The following is a 15847-nucleotide window of genomic DNA, read 5'->3' on the forward strand; positions in this document are numbered from 1 at the left end:
TTGCAGAAGCAGTGATGAATGGAGCAGTAATGAACGAGACCACCCGCACCTACGATGTGATTGTCATCGGCGCTGGGCCGGTCGGTGAGAACGTGGCCGAACGTGCCCGTGCCGCCGGTCTCAGTACCGTGATCGTGGAGCGTGAACTGCTCGGCGGGGAGTGCTCGTTCTGGGCCTGTGACCCCAGCAAGGCGCTGCTGCGCCCGGTGGTGGCGCGCGCCGACGCACGCCGCATACCCGGACTCAACCCGGCGGTGGCCGGGCCGCTGGACGTCGAGGCGGTTCTCGCGCACCGCGACAAGATGTCCTCGTACTGGAAGGACGAGGACCAGGTCGACTGGCTGGACTCGGTCGACGTCGATCTCATACGCGGCCACGGCCGCCTCACCGGTCCCAAGCAGGTGTCGGTGCAGACTCCCGGCGGTGAGACTGTCGCCCTCACGGCCCGGCACGCGGTGGCCGTCTCCACCGGAACCGGCGCGGCTCTGCCCCCTATCCCGGGCCTGGACACCGTTCGCCCCTGGACCAGCCGTGAGGCGACCAGTGCGGGCAAGGTCCCCGGCCGTCTGGCCGTGGTCGGCGGCGGTGTGGTGGCCGTCGAGATGGCCACCGCCTGGCAGGCGCTCGGTTCCCAGGTGACCATGCTGGTCCTCGAGAACGGGCTGCTGCAGCGGATGGAGCCGTTCGCCGGCGAACTGGTCACCGATGGTCTGCGGGAAGCCGGTGTCGACATCCGGTTCGAAACCTCCGTGACCTCTCTGGCGCGCGAGGACGGCGAGGTCCACATCACCCTGGCCGACGGCGGGCATCTGGTGGCGGACGAGATCCTGCTCGCCACCGGCCGTGCTCCGCGGACCTGGGACCTGGGGCTGGAGACGATAGGTCTCACCCCGGGCGACTGGCTGAAGGTGGACGACACCTTCCGAGTGACCGACGTCGCCGACGGCTGGTTCTACGCCGTCGGCGACGTCAACCACCGCGCCCTGATGACCCACCAGGGCAAGTACCAGGCCCGGATCGCCGGCGCCGTCATCGGCGCCCGCGCCAACGGGGAACCGGTCGACGACGCGCCCTGGGGCGCGCATGTCGCCACCGCTGACCACGTGGCCGTCCCGCAGGTCGTCTTCACCACCCCCGAGGTCGCTTCCGTCGGTCTGACCAGCCGCGAGGCCGAACAGAGCGGGCGCCGCATCGAGGTGGTGGACTACGACCTCGCACACGTTGCGGGCGCCCACCAGTACGGCGAGGACTACCGCGGCCGGGCCCGCATGCTCATCGACACCGACCGCAACACCGTGGTGGGCGTCACCTTCGCCGGACCCGGCGTCGGGGAACTGGTGCACTCCGCCACCATCGCCGTCGCCGGCGAGGTACCCCTCGACCGGCTCTGGCACGCCGTCCCCGCCTTCCCCACCCTCGGCGAAATCTGGCTGCGACTGCTGGAAACCCACCGAGGCTGAGCTTGACCTCGCCGTTTCATCCGGGGACGGCAGCTGATGGGGTAAAAACGCGAAAGTGCCTTCCTGACCTGGGACGATGAACCTTGCTGAGGGTTCTGCCGGCCCAAGCGGAGGGCACTTTCTACGCGCAGACCATCGGACTGCGTCCCCGGGGACGCCGATGTCCCCCGGCCCCACCCGGACACCGAGATCCCCAGCGCACGACTGTGATCGTTGCTGTCAAAGACCGCTCAGGGTAGCGATCGGCCTCGGTCGCCTGTGAACGCGGCTACGGTTCGTGCGGCATATGGCCTCCGAAGCCCGCCGCGGACAGGACCTGGTCGGGTGCATCCCTCTCCACGTCGACCGGCGCGCCTCTCCAGTTGGGCATCGCTTCATGATGCTGTTTACCCGTTTGGACCCTAGGTACCCGGCCTCGGCGCCCAGGGCGGCGACGCAGGCCGCCCTGTCAGGAGGCAGAGTCCTATGAGCCGAGGCGGAGAAGCAGTCACCGGAACAGTCACGACAAAGGTCCCCGCGAGACTGGACCGCCTGCCGTGGTCGCGATGGCACTGGATGATCGTGATCGGCCTGGGCACTGTCTGGATCCTCGACGGCCTGGAAGTCACCGTCGTCGGGAACATCGCCGGCCGGCTCTCCGAAGCCGGCAGCGGCCTGCCGATCAGCAGCGCTCAGGTCACGGGCGTCGCCGCAGCGCTCTACGTGGCGGGCGCCTGCTCCGGCGCCCTCTTCTTCGGCTGGCTCACGGACCGTCACGGCCGTAAGAAGCTCTTCCTGATCACTCTCACCGTCTACCTCGCGGCGACCGCGCTCACCGCCATCTCCTTCTCCGTCTGGTGGTTCTTCCTCTTCCGCTTCCTGACCGGGTTCGGTATCGGCGGCGAGTACGCGGCCATCAACTCCGCCATCGACGAGCTGATCCCCAGCAGGTTCCGGGGCCGCGTCGACCTGATCATCAATGGCAGTTACTGGCTGGGCGCGATGGGTGGTGCTCTCCTGTCGGTCCTCGCCCTCGATACCGACATCTTCCCCAAGGATGTCGGCTGGCGGCTGACGTTCGCCCTCGGCGTCGTTCTGGGACTGGTCATCCTTCTGGTACGCCGTCATGTGCCGGAAAGCCCGCGGTGGATGTTCATCCACGGACAGTCCGAGGGGGCGGAGAAGCTCGTCGACGAGGTGGAAAGGGAGATCGAGGAGGAGACGGGCCGCCCGCTCCCCGAGGCGGAGAGCGAGATCACTGTCGAACAGCGACGCAGCGTCGGCTTCATCGAGATCGGGAAGACCGTCTTCCGTGACTATCCCAAGCGTGCGACGCTCGGCTTCGCGCTCTTCGTCGGACAGGCGTTCCTCTACAACGCGATCACTTTCGGCTTCGGCTCGATCCTGGTCACGTTCTTCGACGTCTCCACCGGAACAACCGGCTACTTCTTCGCCGCCATCGCGTTCTGCAACTTCCTGGGCCCCCTGCTCCTGGGCCGTCTCTTCGACACCTGGGGCCGCCGGCCGATGATCGCGGGGACCTACATCCTCTCCGGAGCTTTGCTGTTCCTCACTGCCTGGCTGTTCGATGCCGGACGGCTCGAGGCCATCACGATGACGCTGTGCTGGTGCGTCGTCCTCTTCTTCGCGTCGGCGGGTGCGAGTTCGGCCTACCTCACGGTCAGTGAGATCTTCCCGATGGAGACACGAGCCATGGCGATCGCCTTCTTCTACGCCATCGGGACGGCGACCGGCGGTATCTCCGGCCCCCTGCTCTTCGCGGGCCTGACACAGAGCGGAGTCGTCGGGGACGCCGCTCTCGCGTTCAGCGTGGGGGCGACCCTGATGGTGATCGCGGGCCTGGTGGCCGTCTTCTTCGCAGTGGCCGCAGAACCAGAAGCCGCTGGAACATATCGCTGCGCCGCTTTCGGCGGTCACGTCACAGCACCGCGCTCTGCACCACGCAGCCGACGAGAAGAAGCCGGGGTCCCCGCCGGGCACACCAGCGGGGTGACGCCGTTGCTTTGATCATCAAGCGATCTCAGCAATCCCGAGGTTTCCACCGGAATGGTCCGTAACGGGTCATCAGAGCCGAGTTGCGCGCCGGTGTCCTGTTGACGGTCTCCCGTTTCCTTCCCGGCCCGGGGGCTGGGGATCGCGCCACCTGCCCGCCCCGTCCCGGCCTTGCGGCGCGGGCGGGTGACGCGGGTCTTCCGGTCGGCTCCACGGGGCTTCGACTCCGCCTTGGCGAGGTCCAGGTCTCCGGCCACTCCGGTACCTGTGGTGCGGGCCGCGAGGGCGACCAGGTTGTGTCCGGCGTTGGCGTCCCGGTCGAGGACGAGGCCGCAGTTGTCGCACTCGAAGATGCGCATGCTGAGGGGCAGTTTGGTTTTCACCGCACCGCAGCGGGAGCAGGTCTTCGAGGAGGGGTACCAGCGGTCGGCGACGATGAGTCGCGTGCCACGCCGGCGGGTCTTGTAGGTGAGCTGGCGTCGGATCTCGCCGAACGCGGCGTCCGCGACGCGGCGGGACAGGCGCCGGTTGCGGCCCATTCCGGCGACGCACAGGTCTTCGATGACGATCGTGCCGTACTCGCAGGCGAGGCGGGTCGTCATCTGGTGGAGGGTGTCCTCGCGGAGGTTCGCGACCCGGTGATGGATCTTATTCCGCGCCTGACTGGCCTTCTCCCAGCGGCGGGAGGCCTGCTGCCCGGTGCGCCGGTCGGGGCCATGCCGACGCGAGACGACACGGCTGGCGCGGCGCAGCTGTTTCTGCGCGCGGTCGAGGTGGCGTGGGTTGGGTTCTGCGCCAAGGACACCGTCGCTGTCCGCGAGGACTGCCAGGGTCTTGATGCCGAGGTCAATCCCGACCGCGGCGTTAGGGCGGGCAACCTTGACCAGCTCGTGCTTCTCCTCGACCTGGAGCGACACGAACCAGCGCCCCCGGTTAAGACGTGCGGTCGCGGACAGGATCCGCATGTTCCCCGTGTCGATCATGGCCCGCAGGTCAGCTCGGTGCTCGTGCAGGCGGACGGTGCCGATCCTGGGCAGGGTGATATGCCTGCCGTCAGGCTCGATACGGATCGTTCCGGTAGTGAACCGGCAGGTCAGGCGCGCTGTTCGCTTCGACTTGAAGCGGGGGATGCCCATCCTTGGACCCTTGCGCTTACCGCTCTTCGACTTCGCATAGTTTTCGAACGCAGCCGACGCGCCTGCCAGACCGGTGTTGTATGCCTCCTTGGAGTTCTCCTCCCACCAGCCGGCGAAGCGCGGGTTGGTGCGCTTGTCCTCGTTGAACGCCTTCCGCAGCGAGGGCAGCGACCACGACCGCCACTGGGTCAGCTCGTCCTCGCAGATGCCGTACGACTGCTCGGCCTTACGCTGCCACCACACGGCAGTGACGTACGCGACCGCCCAGTTGTACGCGGACCGCGCGGCACCTCCATGCGAGTGCAGGTGGCGGTTGGCCGTGGCATTCGGATCCAGCGCGAGCTTGTGCGAGAGGACGTTGAAGCCCGGCTGCGGCTTGAACTTCTTCATCCGGCCACATCCGGGCCGGTGGCGACGGCGATGGCCCGGTCGGCACGACTCTTCGCGGAGCGGTGGCCGTACAGGCGTGCGCACATCGAGGCCAGGACCTCGGTGATGTCCCGTACGAGGTTGTCGGCGGTCTCCGCCGGGTCAAGGACGACCAGGCGCCGCCCCGAGGCCGAGAGGGCTCCTTTGAGGTGCTCGACGCCGAACCGGGCGAGGCGGTCGCGGTGCTCGACCACGATCGTGCCGACACCCGGGTCGGCGAGCAGCCGGTACAGCTTGCGGCGGCGCCCGTTCAAGCCGGAGCCGACCTCCGTCACCACGTCAGCGACCATGAGGCCCTGAGCCGTTGCGCCCTGCACGGTCCGGGCGACCTGACGCTCCAGGTCCGCTTTCTGGTCACCGGACGAGACACGGCAGTACACCACGACCCGTCCCGCAGCCTGCGCGGCGGGCTCGGTCACGAGCCACGTACCCGACGGCGTCTGGACAACCGGGACCGGCATACGGCTCTCCTTCGCCCAGGTCCACGCGGTCTGGTAGTGCACGCCGTTGCGCGCTGCCCACTCGGAAAGCTTCACGACATCAGGGTATTCATTGAAAATGACGGATATCCACTGAAAAAAGTGGGAACTGTTGTTCACTCCCTCAGGCGGACGATCCAGCGACCCGGCGCTCGCACCTGGCTCCGTCCGCATCGCCCTGGGAACTGGGCGTCGCCGGACGTCGACGGCCACGTAATTCCCCACCAGCAGCACCAACCTTCCCGCCCAAACGTTCGAGCGGGAGGTATTGCCTCAAGCGCCTACGGCGCGGCGCTGACTCGGCTCGGTCCCACCAGCCTTCGCCGGTCTGCCGGCGCTGTATCCATTCAGGAAGCCCCAGGCTTGTCCGCGGGAACCGGGGTGGCTCCGACGTCCGCGACCATCCACACGGTGCCGCGCTGCGGTCCTGCTACGCCCTCACCATGGCCAAGCGCCTCAACTGCTCCCCGCACCCGCGGGGATGGCGGGCAACCGACGAAGCCCGCCGGGCCCTTGTGCTCGCCACCGAGTTCACCGACCAGGCACGACCCAAGATCCCTGAGCAGACCTCACGTTCCCGAAACTGGGAACCCACTGCCTCGTCAGAGACGCCGAACACGCCTTAGGCCCGGAAGTCCGACCTGCGCTCGGGTGAGGCGTCGGCGAGAGCCTTCGTCACGCCGTCGACGTCGGCGCGGAGCCCGTAGACTGGGCTGCCGGGCTGCTGGCGCCAGGAGTCGTCGATGCCGCCGGCGTCGACGGTGTCGAAGCCGAGTTCATCGATCAGAGCGCGGACCCTCGCCTTGGCGGTCTCGTCGTCCGAGGCGACGGGCAGCGCGATCCGCTCGGGGTGCCCGGCCGGCCGCGGCATGGCGAGGATGTCCTGGGCGAGGGTGCCGTTGAACGCCTTGACGACCGGATGGCCGAGGTTCTGCTCGGTCCAGCGGCTCTCGGTCAGACCCTCGTCCTCGATCGCGGCGATCCGCCCGTCGCGCTCCTTGGGGTAGTAGTTGCCGGTGTCGATGACGGCGAACCCCTCGGCCGCGCCGTCGAAGAGGCCGGAGGGCAGGCCGGGGACCCTCCTGAGCGGGATGGTCACCACGACGATTTCCGCGCCGCGGGCGGCTTCGGCGGCAGTGACCGGGGTGGCACCGGTCTCCTCGGCCAGGTCGGCCAAGGTCTCAGGGCCACGGGAGTTGGCCACGGACACGTCGTGCCCGAGCGCGGTGAGGCGACGGGTGAGATTGCCGCCGATATTGCCTGCTCCGATGATGCCGATCTTCATGAGCTGCCCTTCGAGAGTGGTTCGGTATCCGGCGTCGGCATCCAGCGTCGGTCAGACAGGGCTGCTGAGCGCGTCGAACTCGCCGTCGATGAGGGTGATGAGCGCGGACACCGGTGTGCGCCGAGGGCGCCGGCCGCGCGGGGCCTGCCCCAGGGCCTGTCCAGCCGTTCATGTGACTACTTCACATCCGGATCGTTGTTGTGGACATGGGGCGGGGCGATCTGACGGATGCCGAGTGGGAACGGCTGAGGCCGTTCCTGCCGGAAGGTTGCGGTCGTTCGTAGCTGTTGATGTCGGAGGTGAATGTCAGCGGAACGGCATCGGGCGGTCCGCGAGCCGGCTCATCCGGCTGAGCAGCCCCCAGTCGTGCACCGACGAGGCGGGAAGCGATCAGCTCGTCCGCCGCCGGCACGGATGCTGCGAGGTGCGGTCTTCTGCTCACTTGGTCGGAGCCTGTCGGACGACTGGACGAAGACCGCGTCGGCGGTGTGATCTACGAACGAATCCCGTCCGGGCTCCGCGCCTGGAGCGTCCTGCATCACGGCAGAGCCGCATGCAGATCGACCGTGCACTTCGGGTTGTCAGCTGAGCCAGTGGCGCCAGCGAGCTGCCGGCGGCTCGCAACGTCCTGACGCGACCAGGTCCTGGTAGGCACGTTCGTCCAATTCACCCCAGGTCACTTCCTCCCCGCCCTCGGGGAGCGGCTGTCCGTCACCGTCAGCAAATGCGGAAACAGTGACCTCGCAGTCAGGAGGACGTACGGTCTGGGTGGCGTACCACCCAAACGCAACGACGGCGACGACGGAGCAGGCCAGCAGTATTCGGCCGCGATGGTTGTTCACCAGCCGCATCGTAGGACACCCGTACGACTTCCCACCTTGGGTGCCGCCCGCCAACTACTGTCCTGAGTCAGAGATTCTCTGACTCGGGTAATTAGCGGGTCAGCGTCTCGAAGCCGACATCTCCGCAGTACTGCACGATGCGCCCCTCCGCCTCGGAGTCACTGTTGTTCATGGCTGCCACCGTCGCCTCCGCCAAGGTGCGGCCTCCGCCGACGGTCTCGTCCCGGAGCGGTCGCATCGCGAGGAAGGCGTCCTGAGCGACGGCCCCGACCTCGTCGTACCCTGACGACTCCGGCGTGTCCGTGCCCGCCGCGTTCCGCGCCTTCTGCCACGTCCCCAGCTGCGTGCAGTAGTTCTCCCGCTGCGCGGTCAGCCGCTCCTCGTCCTTGGCTTCGGACGAGGAACACCCCGCCGCCACCGCCATCAGGGCGAGGACCGGGACTATCGCCTTAAGTGCACGCACCACGTTGCCCCCGGCTGAAACTGCGCCCGATCGTCCCTGTCACCTGCAACTCAGGCAGCAGGATACCCGCGTGGGATACCCGGGGAATCTCCCCAGCAGTACCGCCCTGTTGCTTACCGACTACGGACTCTCGGCCTGGTGCCTGCCGCCGCAGCGCCTCCGGCGAACTGCCATCTCCGGTCCCCGCACAGCAGCCGCTGCCGCCTCGAATCGGCCGAGCCCGACGTGTGGCCTCCCGGCCGACGACGACCCTGACCTCAAGCGATTGAGATGGAGCCGGGGGAGCGGACGACCGACCGACAGCGAGGGTCCTTGGCGTGGGACGAGGGCACCACGACTCGCTGAGCGGTGCTGCTGCGCAGCATTCGCACGACGTTGTCAGTCGTCGCCGTACAGGGTGCGCATCACCTCGTTTCCCATCCCTGCGGTCGGCAAGGCGCGCAGCCGTGGCGGGCAGACCACACGCAGAGCCCAGTCGGCAGCCCGGTGACGGTCGTGCCGGGCAGGTTCCTGGGGCGGACACGACCGTCACACCGGTGATCGCCGGGAGCAACAACTCCTGCTCAGGACGCCGACCGCCGAGCGCGGAACGCCGCGGGCCGGGGGGCGGCCCGCGCCCTGATGGCGTCGGCCCTGGGGCAGCGGGATGCGTTCGGTCAGGCCTTCACGGGCGTGCGCTTGAGCCGCGCGGCGACCGTCTGCAGAAGCTGATCGGAGAGCTCGGGGTCGGCAACCGCCCGCGACATCAGCAGGGCGCCGACCATCGCACTCAGCGTGAGCATGGCGTCGGCCTGCACTTCATCGGAGTCGTCGCCGCCCGCCGTCTCGCTGATGAGTTCCAGATAGCCTCGCACCTGCTTTTCGTACGCCTCCTTCATCTCGGCTTCGCCGCGCCCTGCCGAGGCGCCGAGCGTCACCACTGCGCAGCCCGTTCCGGGAGTATCACGGTGGCGGGCGCTGAGGTAGGAGTCGATCAGTCCTGTGCGGGGCTCCTCGCGGTTCCGACGGGCGGCATCCGCCATCTTGCTCTCCCCATCGGCCAGGGCGAGGGCCGCAGCCTGATTCATCAGGTCGTCGCGCGAGGCGAAGTGCTTGTAGAACCCGCCGTGGGTCAGACCGGCCTCGTTCATCAGCTCCGCGACGCCCGGGCGGGTCAGCCCCTCCTCGCGGATACGGCGAGCGGCGATCCGTAGGACCCGCTCACGCGACTCCGCCTTGGCTGCCTGGGAGTGACCCATTTCAAGACCTCCCGATCTGCGACAGACTGCACCGAGCAAATGTGGATGACGGTCATCATACATCCATCCATGCACCCACTCGCCCTCCCGGGCTGTCGGGCCGGCCGAGGCCGCACAGCAGTGAAGCCGGGGGTGCCTCGGACGCCTCACATACGCCATCCGGCACACGTGAAGCGCAACGGGGCGACCGTCACCGCGCGCGCTCCCAGATGAGGACGCCCGTGCGGCGGGCGCCCCGGATCAGGGCGGGCTCGGGCAGGGTCAGCCGGAGCCTGTTGCCGTCCCAGTCGGCGACCCGGGCCAGGGTGGTGCCCACCCAGTTGGGAAACAGGCTGAGTTCGACGTGGTGGACCACGAAGTCGTCTTCGGGAACCTCGTAGGTCCCTCCATAGGCCATATAGCCGCCGGCCGCCGTGGCCAGTTCCTCGGGCAGCCCCTCCTCGAGGCGCCCCTGCCGGAAACGGGGCCGCAGTGGACGCATGATCTGGGCCGACATGTGGCCACTGGGTGTGTACGTGATGAGGCCCTGGGGCCGCGGGCCGAAGGGCTCGATGACGTTGCCGTCGTCGACGGCGGTGGCCTTGTACGACACCAGGCGCCAGGCGCCGACAAGGGCCTTGCGCAGTTCATCGGGATTCATGTGGTTCCTCCGGGGCGCTTCGAGGGGCGATAGGGCGGCGAGGAGGCGCATGGCGCCCGGATCCTCGGCACCGTCCCTCCGGTGACCGTCGAGCCAGGGGTGGCAATCGGGGGTGTGCTCACGCCGCCCGCAGGCGCGTCGCCGCAGGGTTCCGGTGGCGACGCCATTGTGGATGATGCTCATCATACAGATGACCCCACGCCAAGTGCCCCCCTTTGACATTCAGGATGACGTCAATCATCCTGAATGTGGATGATGACAGTCATCCACGCTAGAGAAGGACGCACCATGACGGACACCTACGACCCCACCCGCACCGCGGTCCTGCTGGTCGACCCCTACAACGACTTCCTGTCCGAGGGGGGCAAGATCTGGCCGGCGGTCCAGCAGGTGGCCACCGACGTCGGCCTGCTGGACAACCTGCGCGCCGTCGTCGCCGCCGGCCGCCAGGCGGAGCTGCAGATCGCCTTCGTCCCCCACCGCCGCTGGCACGAAGGCGACTACGAGGACTGGGACCACCCCAACCCCACCCAGCAGCTGATACAGCAGCGCCACAGCTTCGCGCTGGGCACCTGGGGAGGCGAGTTCCACCAGGACCTCCAGCCCGCCGACGGTGACGTGATCGTCCAGGAGCACTGGGCGCAGAGCGGTTTCGCCAACACCGATCTGGACTTCCAGCTCAAGCAGCACGGCATCACCCACGTGATCGTCATCGGCCTGCTCGCCAACACCTGCATCGAATCCACCGGCCGTTACGCGATGGAGCTCGGCTACCACGTGACCCTCGTCCGCGACGCCACCGCCGCGTTCATGCCCGAGATGATGCACGCCGCCCACGAACTCAACGGCCCCACCTACGCCCACACCATCACCACCACCGCAGAACTGCTGCGGACGCTGGACAACGGAGAGTACTGAGATGGCACTGACCGGAGACATGCTGATCGGCTCGTCGAACGTCCCGGCATCCGCCGGCACGATGAAGGCACTCAACCCCGCGACGGGCGAGCACATCGGACCGCAGTTCGCACTCGGCGGCCCGGCCGAGGTCGACCGTGCCGCGCGCCTGGCCGACGAGGCCTTCGACAGCTACAACCGCACCGGCCTCAAGGAACGCGCCGCGTTCCTCGAGCTGATCGCGGACCGGCTGGACGGGATCAACCAGGAGCTGGCCGAGCGGGCGGCACTGGAGACCGGCCTGCCCGCAGCGCAACTTCAGGGCGAGGCGGCCAAGGCCGCCTCCCAGTTCCGGCAGTTCGCCGACGTGGTCCGCGAGGGCCGCTTCCGCGACGCCACCGTCGACCCGGCGCAGCCTGAGCGGCATCCGCGGCCGCGGATGGACCACCGCATGCAGAAGATCGCTATCGGGCCGGTCGCCATCTTCGGCGCGAGCAACTTCCCCATCTCCTACTCCATCGCCGGCGGCGACACCGCCTCCGCGCTGGCCGCGGGCGCCCCAGTCGTCCTCAAGGCCCACAACGCCCACCCGGGCGCCTCGGAGCTGCAGGCGCGCGCCATCCGGAGCGCGGTCGTCGACTCCGGGCTGCATGAGGGAGTGTTCTCCATGGTGCGGGGGGCGGGCAACGAGATCGGTGAGGCGCTGGTGGACCACCCGCTGATCAAGGCGGTGACCTTCACCGGTTCCGAGCGCGGTGGCATGGCGCTGTACCGGCGGGCCCAGCTGCGCCCCGACCCGATCCCGGTCTTCGCCGAGATGACCAGCGTCAACCCCACCTTCATCCTGCCCGCGGCGCTCGCAGCACGCGGCGCCGAGGCCGGTGACGGTTTCGCCGAGCGCATGCTCGTCAACGTCGGCCAGGCCTGCCTCAAACCGGCCATCCTGCTCGCTGTCGACGGTCCGGGCTACGCCGAGATGCGCGACGCGGCCAAAGCACGGGTGAACGCCATGGGTGCGCGCACCATGCTGACCCCGGGCATCCACGACGCATACGACCAAGGCGCGCAGCGGCTGCGCGAGTCCGGCGCCGAGACCCTCACCGAGGGCCCGGAGCCCCAGGGCTCCTGGGAGGGCCGCTCGCGGCTGCTCGAGGTCGACGGGGAGCGGTTCCTGGCAGATCCCGGCCTGGCCGAGGAGGTCTTCGGACCGGCCGCGCTCCTGGTCCGCCTGACCGGCATGGCCCAGCTCCTCGAGGTGGCCCGGACATTCCGCGGTCAGCTGTCGGCGACGATGCACCTCGACGAGGCCGACCACAGTGACGCCGCGCGCCTGCTGCCGATCCTGGAGCGCCGTACCGGCCGGATCGTGGTGAACGCGTTCGCCCACCCGCAGGAGGTCGGACACGCCACCATCCACGGCGGCCCCTTCCCGGCCACCACCGACAGCCGCTTCACCTCGGTCGGCATGACGTCGATCGACCGTTTCCTGCGACCCGTCACCTACCAGGGCTTCCCTGACGCGCTGCTGCCGGACGCACTGGCCGCGGACAACCCCCTGGGGCTGCGGCGGCTGGTCGACGGGCACCCCACCCAGGACTGACGCACCCGTCCCTCGCCGGTTGCCCTGCAAGCAACCGCCCGCGATTCCCGCCACACCGGAGGCGGCACTCGTGGTCCGGTGCAACGGGCAGGGTTCACAACTGCTGTGCACACAAGCTGCTTTGGCGAACGTGGGCACGTTTGAGTGAACGGTGTGACGGTCTGTGGGGGTGTCTGGCGGGGTGTGCGTAATGTTCTCGGTGCGATCTGGGACGCCGGGTGTGGCGTCAGCGGTCGGGGCCCCCGTGTCACCAGCGAGATGGTTCGGGGCCTCCCCGTCGCCTCTGGCCACACCCCTATGGCCAGGTCGTAGGGATCCCGCCCGCCCGGGACGGACCGCATACGGGATATGCGTCGCCGACCGGGACGCGAAAGCGGAGGACCAGCGCGCCCAAAACCGTTCGGGGCGCGCCGGTGAGCCAGGACTCACTCCTGCTCACTGCCCAGGAACGGTCCCGTCGCGACCACCGCCCCTGCGGTCGTCACCGCCCCCGAGAGGCGGCTGCTCGCTCCCCAGCGCGCGCACCCCGTCGGGGGTGCCCCGTGCTTCTGCTCGCACCGGCCTCGCACCCGCTCCGAGTTTGAGGGGGATCAGGATTCCAGGGCGTCTCGCAGCATGGCGCGGGAGGTGATGCCCAACTTCGGGTAGATCTGGTAGAGGTGGGCGCCGACGGTCCGGTGGGAGAGGAACAGACGTTCCGCTACCTGCTTGTTGGTCAGGCCGGAGGCGGCGAGCCGGGCTATTTCCAGTTCCTGGGGTGTGAGCGTATGTGCTGTGGAAGCCCCGGGTCGGCGCCTGCCGGAGCCGGCGGCCCGCAGTTCCGTCTCGGCGCGTTCGACCCATGGACGGGCCCCGAGGTGTTCGAATGTGGACAGTGCGGCGCTGAGAGGTCCTCTGGATTCTGTGGTTGCCCTGACGCGTCGCAATCGTTCGCCGTAGGCGAGTTGGACGCGGGCGAAGTCGAACATCCACCGCTCAGCGCCCGCGACCGCCAGGGCTTTCGTGAACAGTGCGAGGGCCTCGTCGTCGTTTGTGGTGGCCAGGGCGGCACAGGCCTCCATCAGCAGGGCGTGGCGTGAGGAGATCCTGGCCACGTCGGCTTCCCGCATCGCGCGTACATGGGCGGCGGCCTCCGTCTGCCGGTCGGTCCGGACGGCGGCCTCGACCAGGTCCATCGTCGCCCACAGAGCGTGCGGCGCGTGCGAGGCGAGAGTTCCTGCGGGGCTGATGGCGCCTGCGTGCTCGTATGCGCCGGCGAAGTCACCGCGTCCCAGGGCTGCCACGGCTGCCGCGTGATGGGCATAGTGCGCGGCACAGAACGCCCTGCGGCGCGTCGCCCAGTGGATGACGCCTTCGGCTGTCGCGTCCGCTCGGTCCGCGTCCCCGCGGGCGCCGGCGAGGAGGGCCTGGACGTACAGGAAGTACCAGGCGAAGGCGGTGTAGCCGTGTGTTTCGCACAGCTGGACTCCCTCGTCGGCCAGTTGCGCCGCTTCGTCCCACATTCCGGTGAGGTAGTCGTCCAGACAGAGGTGGATCAGTCCGGCCATGTGCCGGCGGGCCGGGCCGCCGTCGCGTCCCATGCGTACCATCCGCCACTGCGCTTCGCGGACATCTCCCAGCCGGTCGACATAGAGGGCCGCCGAACCGGTCCGCTGCATCGGGGCGGGGTCGGTCATCTCGGTCAACTCCGCCACGAGGTGGTCGAGTTCCTCCGAGGCCGCGGCGCCTGTGCGTGCCGGGTCGGAGAACGTCTTGCCCAGCGCGGACAGGACCACGGGCACCTCGGGCGTCAGCTTCTCCAGCGCCCGGTAGTAGGGCTGCCACAGGTCGCGTCGGGCACCGAAGAAGCAGACCAGCGCAAGCGCGTGAAGCGCGTCCACGAGCGCCTTGTCGTCGGCGTCGTACGCGTGGGTTCCGGCTTCGATCGCGTCGACCAGCAGACGGTGGGCCGTGTCGACATCGCTGTCGCCGTTCAGGATGAGAACGGCAGTGGTTGCCGCCGAGTGCAGGGAGCTCTTGTGATCGGGGGCCGCCTGCCTGGCCTCGTCCAGGAGCCTTTGGGCGCTGGGCAGGGCCCCGGTGGATTCGGCGCCGACGTAGGCCGCCTCGGCGAGCCGGCGGCCGCGGTCGGAGCCGGGCGGGGTGAGGTCCGCGGACCGGATCAGTGTCCGCATGCTGCCCGCGGCATCACCGCGGCGCAAAGTGATCCGCGCCGCGTGCTCCAGCAGGGCGGCCACGTTCTCGTCCGGTTCCAGGGTCGCCTCGCCCAGGTGCCAGGCCCGCCGTTCGGGCTGGTCCACCAGGACGTGGGCGAGCGCGGCGTGCACCGCGCGCCGTTCGCCGCTGGTGGAGTTCTCCACCACTGCCGAGCGGATGAGGGGGTGACGGAACCTCAGCCGTCGCGCTCCCTCGTCGATGTGGACCAGTTGGTCGCGCTCGGCAGGTGTCAGGTCGTCCAGGTCGTATCCGTCGTTCGCCTGCCGCGTGGCAGCCTGCAGCACCCCGAGATCGCCTACACCTTCCAGCGCGGCCAGCAGCAGAAGACGCTGCGACGGCTGCGGCAGACTCGTAATCCGGGAGCCGAAGACTGTCTCCAGGCACCGGCTGAGCGGCAGCACGGCGGGGACTTCGCCGGCCGGTCCCCGCATCGCGGACAGTGCGGACGGCAGTTCCAGCAGGGCCAGTGGGTTGCCATGCGCCACGGTCAGCAGGCGCCGGCGGGCACTGGCGACCAGGTCCGGGAACCTTGTACTGACCAGGTGGTCCGCCGACGCTTCGTCCAACGGCTGCAGCTGGTATTCGGGCAGGACACCGCTGTCGTGCAGGCTCTGCGAACCGGAACGCGATGTGGCGAGAAAGCTCACGCGGATGCCGGTTGCCCGGCGCGCGACGAAACCCAGTACGGCCGCACTCGCCCGGTCGAGCCAGGGCAGGTCGTCGATGACGAGCAGAAGCGGGTCACCGGCTGCGACCGTTCGCAGCAGGAGCAGTACGGCGTTGGAGACCATGAGCCGTTCCGGCGGTGAGCCGCTTTCGAAACCGAGGGCGACGCGCAGGGCGTCACGGAAGGGCGCCTGCAGTTCGCCGAGCGCGTCCTGGAAGGGAAAGAGGACCTGGTTGAGACCCGAGTAGCTGCAGTTCGCCTCGAACTCCACACCACCGGCGCGCAGAACCCGGGTTCCGTCCGCCCGGGCCGCCTCGGCGAGGGCGTCCAGCACTGCCGTCTTCCCGACGCCCGCTTCTCCTGACAGCAGAAGTGCGCCGCCTCCGGCTCCGATGCCCAGCAGATCACGGATCCGCTGAAGGTCGCGGTCCCGGCCGATCAGGCGGTCGGCGGTGCCGCGTGCGGGGGAGTGACTGCCGATCATTACACGCTCTCATTGCTG

The 15847-nt window shown here is 68.9% G+C and carries 10 protein-coding genes and 1 pseudogene; 4 read left to right on the plus strand and 7 right to left on the minus strand.

From position 1 onward, the window contains the following. The first annotated feature begins 29 nt into the window (after positions 1–29). Positions 30–1460: a dihydrolipoyl dehydrogenase family protein gene (locus OHA88_RS42870; RefSeq protein WP_328623858.1), complete on the plus strand. Its 1431-nt coding sequence runs from the start codon at positions 30–32 to the stop codon at positions 1458–1460. Positions 1461–1925: 465 nt separating this feature from the next. Next, positions 1926–3453, plus strand: a pseudogene (locus tag OHA88_RS42875) (MFS transporter). Here OHA88_RS42875 and tnpB read toward each other — a convergent pair. The 6 genes from tnpB to OHA88_RS42905 form a co-directional block, all read right to left on the minus strand. Then, positions 3374–4978 (minus strand): IS607 family element RNA-guided endonuclease TnpB, encoded by a 1605-nt coding sequence (gene tnpB / locus OHA88_RS42880; RefSeq protein ID WP_328623857.1) that lies wholly within the window; start codon positions 4976–4978, stop codon positions 3374–3376. The pseudogene OHA88_RS42875 and the gene tnpB sit on opposite strands and share 80 nt — an antisense overlap. Beyond that, on the minus strand, positions 4975–5553 hold the full coding sequence (locus OHA88_RS42885; RefSeq protein WP_328623856.1) for an IS607 family transposase: 579 nt from the start codon (positions 5551–5553) through the stop codon (positions 4975–4977). Before OHA88_RS42885 ends, tnpB begins: the two co-directional genes overlap by 4 nt. A gap of 565 nt (positions 5554–6118) precedes the next feature. After that, entirely contained in the window at positions 6119–6781 is a 663-nt protein-coding gene (locus OHA88_RS42890; protein WP_328623855.1) for an NADPH-dependent F420 reductase, read from the minus strand. A gap of 933 nt (positions 6782–7714) precedes the next feature. Next, positions 7715–8089 (minus strand): hypothetical protein, encoded by a 375-nt coding sequence (locus OHA88_RS42895; RefSeq protein WP_328623854.1) that lies wholly within the window; start codon positions 8087–8089, stop codon positions 7715–7717. A 653-nt stretch (positions 8090–8742) separates the two neighbouring features. Beyond that, positions 8743–9324: a TetR/AcrR family transcriptional regulator gene (locus OHA88_RS42900; RefSeq protein WP_328623853.1), complete on the minus strand. Its 582-nt coding sequence runs from the start codon at positions 9322–9324 to the stop codon at positions 8743–8745. A 190-nt stretch (positions 9325–9514) separates the two neighbouring features. Beyond that, positions 9515–10150 (minus strand): lipocalin-like domain-containing protein, encoded by a 636-nt coding sequence (locus OHA88_RS42905; protein ID WP_328623852.1) that lies wholly within the window; start codon positions 10148–10150, stop codon positions 9515–9517. Between the two features lie 102 nt (positions 10151–10252). Between OHA88_RS42905 and OHA88_RS42910 the strand changes: the two genes are divergently transcribed. Together OHA88_RS42910 and OHA88_RS42915 are read left to right on the plus strand one after the other, a co-directional pair. After that, complete coding sequence (locus tag OHA88_RS42910) at positions 10253–10882, plus strand: isochorismatase family cysteine hydrolase (protein WP_328623851.1); 630 nt, start codon at positions 10253–10255, stop codon at positions 10880–10882. 1 nt (position 10883) lies between these two features. Further along, positions 10884–12461, plus strand: coding sequence for an aldehyde dehydrogenase (NADP(+)) (locus OHA88_RS42915; RefSeq protein WP_328623850.1), 1578 nt, complete (start codon positions 10884–10886; stop codon positions 12459–12461). A 590-nt stretch (positions 12462–13051) separates the two neighbouring features. On the opposite strand, the gene OHA88_RS42920 is transcribed toward OHA88_RS42915, so the two are convergent. Next, complete coding sequence (locus tag OHA88_RS42920; protein WP_328623849.1) at positions 13052–15829, minus strand: helix-turn-helix transcriptional regulator; 2778 nt, start codon at positions 15827–15829, stop codon at positions 13052–13054. Between the last annotated feature and the right edge of the window lie 18 nt (positions 15830–15847).

It is taken from the genome of Streptomyces sp. NBC_00353 (assembly GCF_036108815.1).
GTDB lineage: Bacteria > Actinomycetota > Actinomycetes > Streptomycetales > Streptomycetaceae > Streptomyces.

Excerpts from the sequence above, each read along its gene's own strand:
- OHA88_RS42870 (WP_328623858.1), top strand. The coding sequence starts at position 30 with ATGAACGAGACCACCCGCACCTACGATGTGATTGTCATCGGCGCTGGG.
- tnpB (WP_328623857.1), bottom strand. The coding sequence starts at position 4,978 with ATGAAGAAGTTCAAGCCGCAGCCGGGCTTCAACGTCCTCTCGCACAAG.
- OHA88_RS42890 (WP_328623855.1), bottom strand. The coding sequence starts at position 6,781 with ATGAAGATCGGCATCATCGGAGCAGGCAATATCGGCGGCAATCTCACC.
- OHA88_RS42900 (WP_328623853.1), bottom strand. The coding sequence starts at position 9,324 with ATGGGTCACTCCCAGGCAGCCAAGGCGGAGTCGCGTGAGCGGGTCCTA.
- OHA88_RS42905 (WP_328623852.1), bottom strand. The coding sequence starts at position 10,150 with ATGATGAGCATCATCCACAATGGCGTCGCCACCGGAACCCTGCGGCGA.
- OHA88_RS42910 (WP_328623851.1), top strand. The coding sequence starts at position 10,253 with ATGACGGACACCTACGACCCCACCCGCACCGCGGTCCTGCTGGTCGAC.
- OHA88_RS42915 (WP_328623850.1), top strand. The coding sequence starts at position 10,884 with ATGGCACTGACCGGAGACATGCTGATCGGCTCGTCGAACGTCCCGGCA.
- OHA88_RS42920 (WP_328623849.1), bottom strand. The coding sequence starts at position 15,829 with ATGATCGGCAGTCACTCCCCCGCACGCGGCACCGCCGACCGCCTGATC.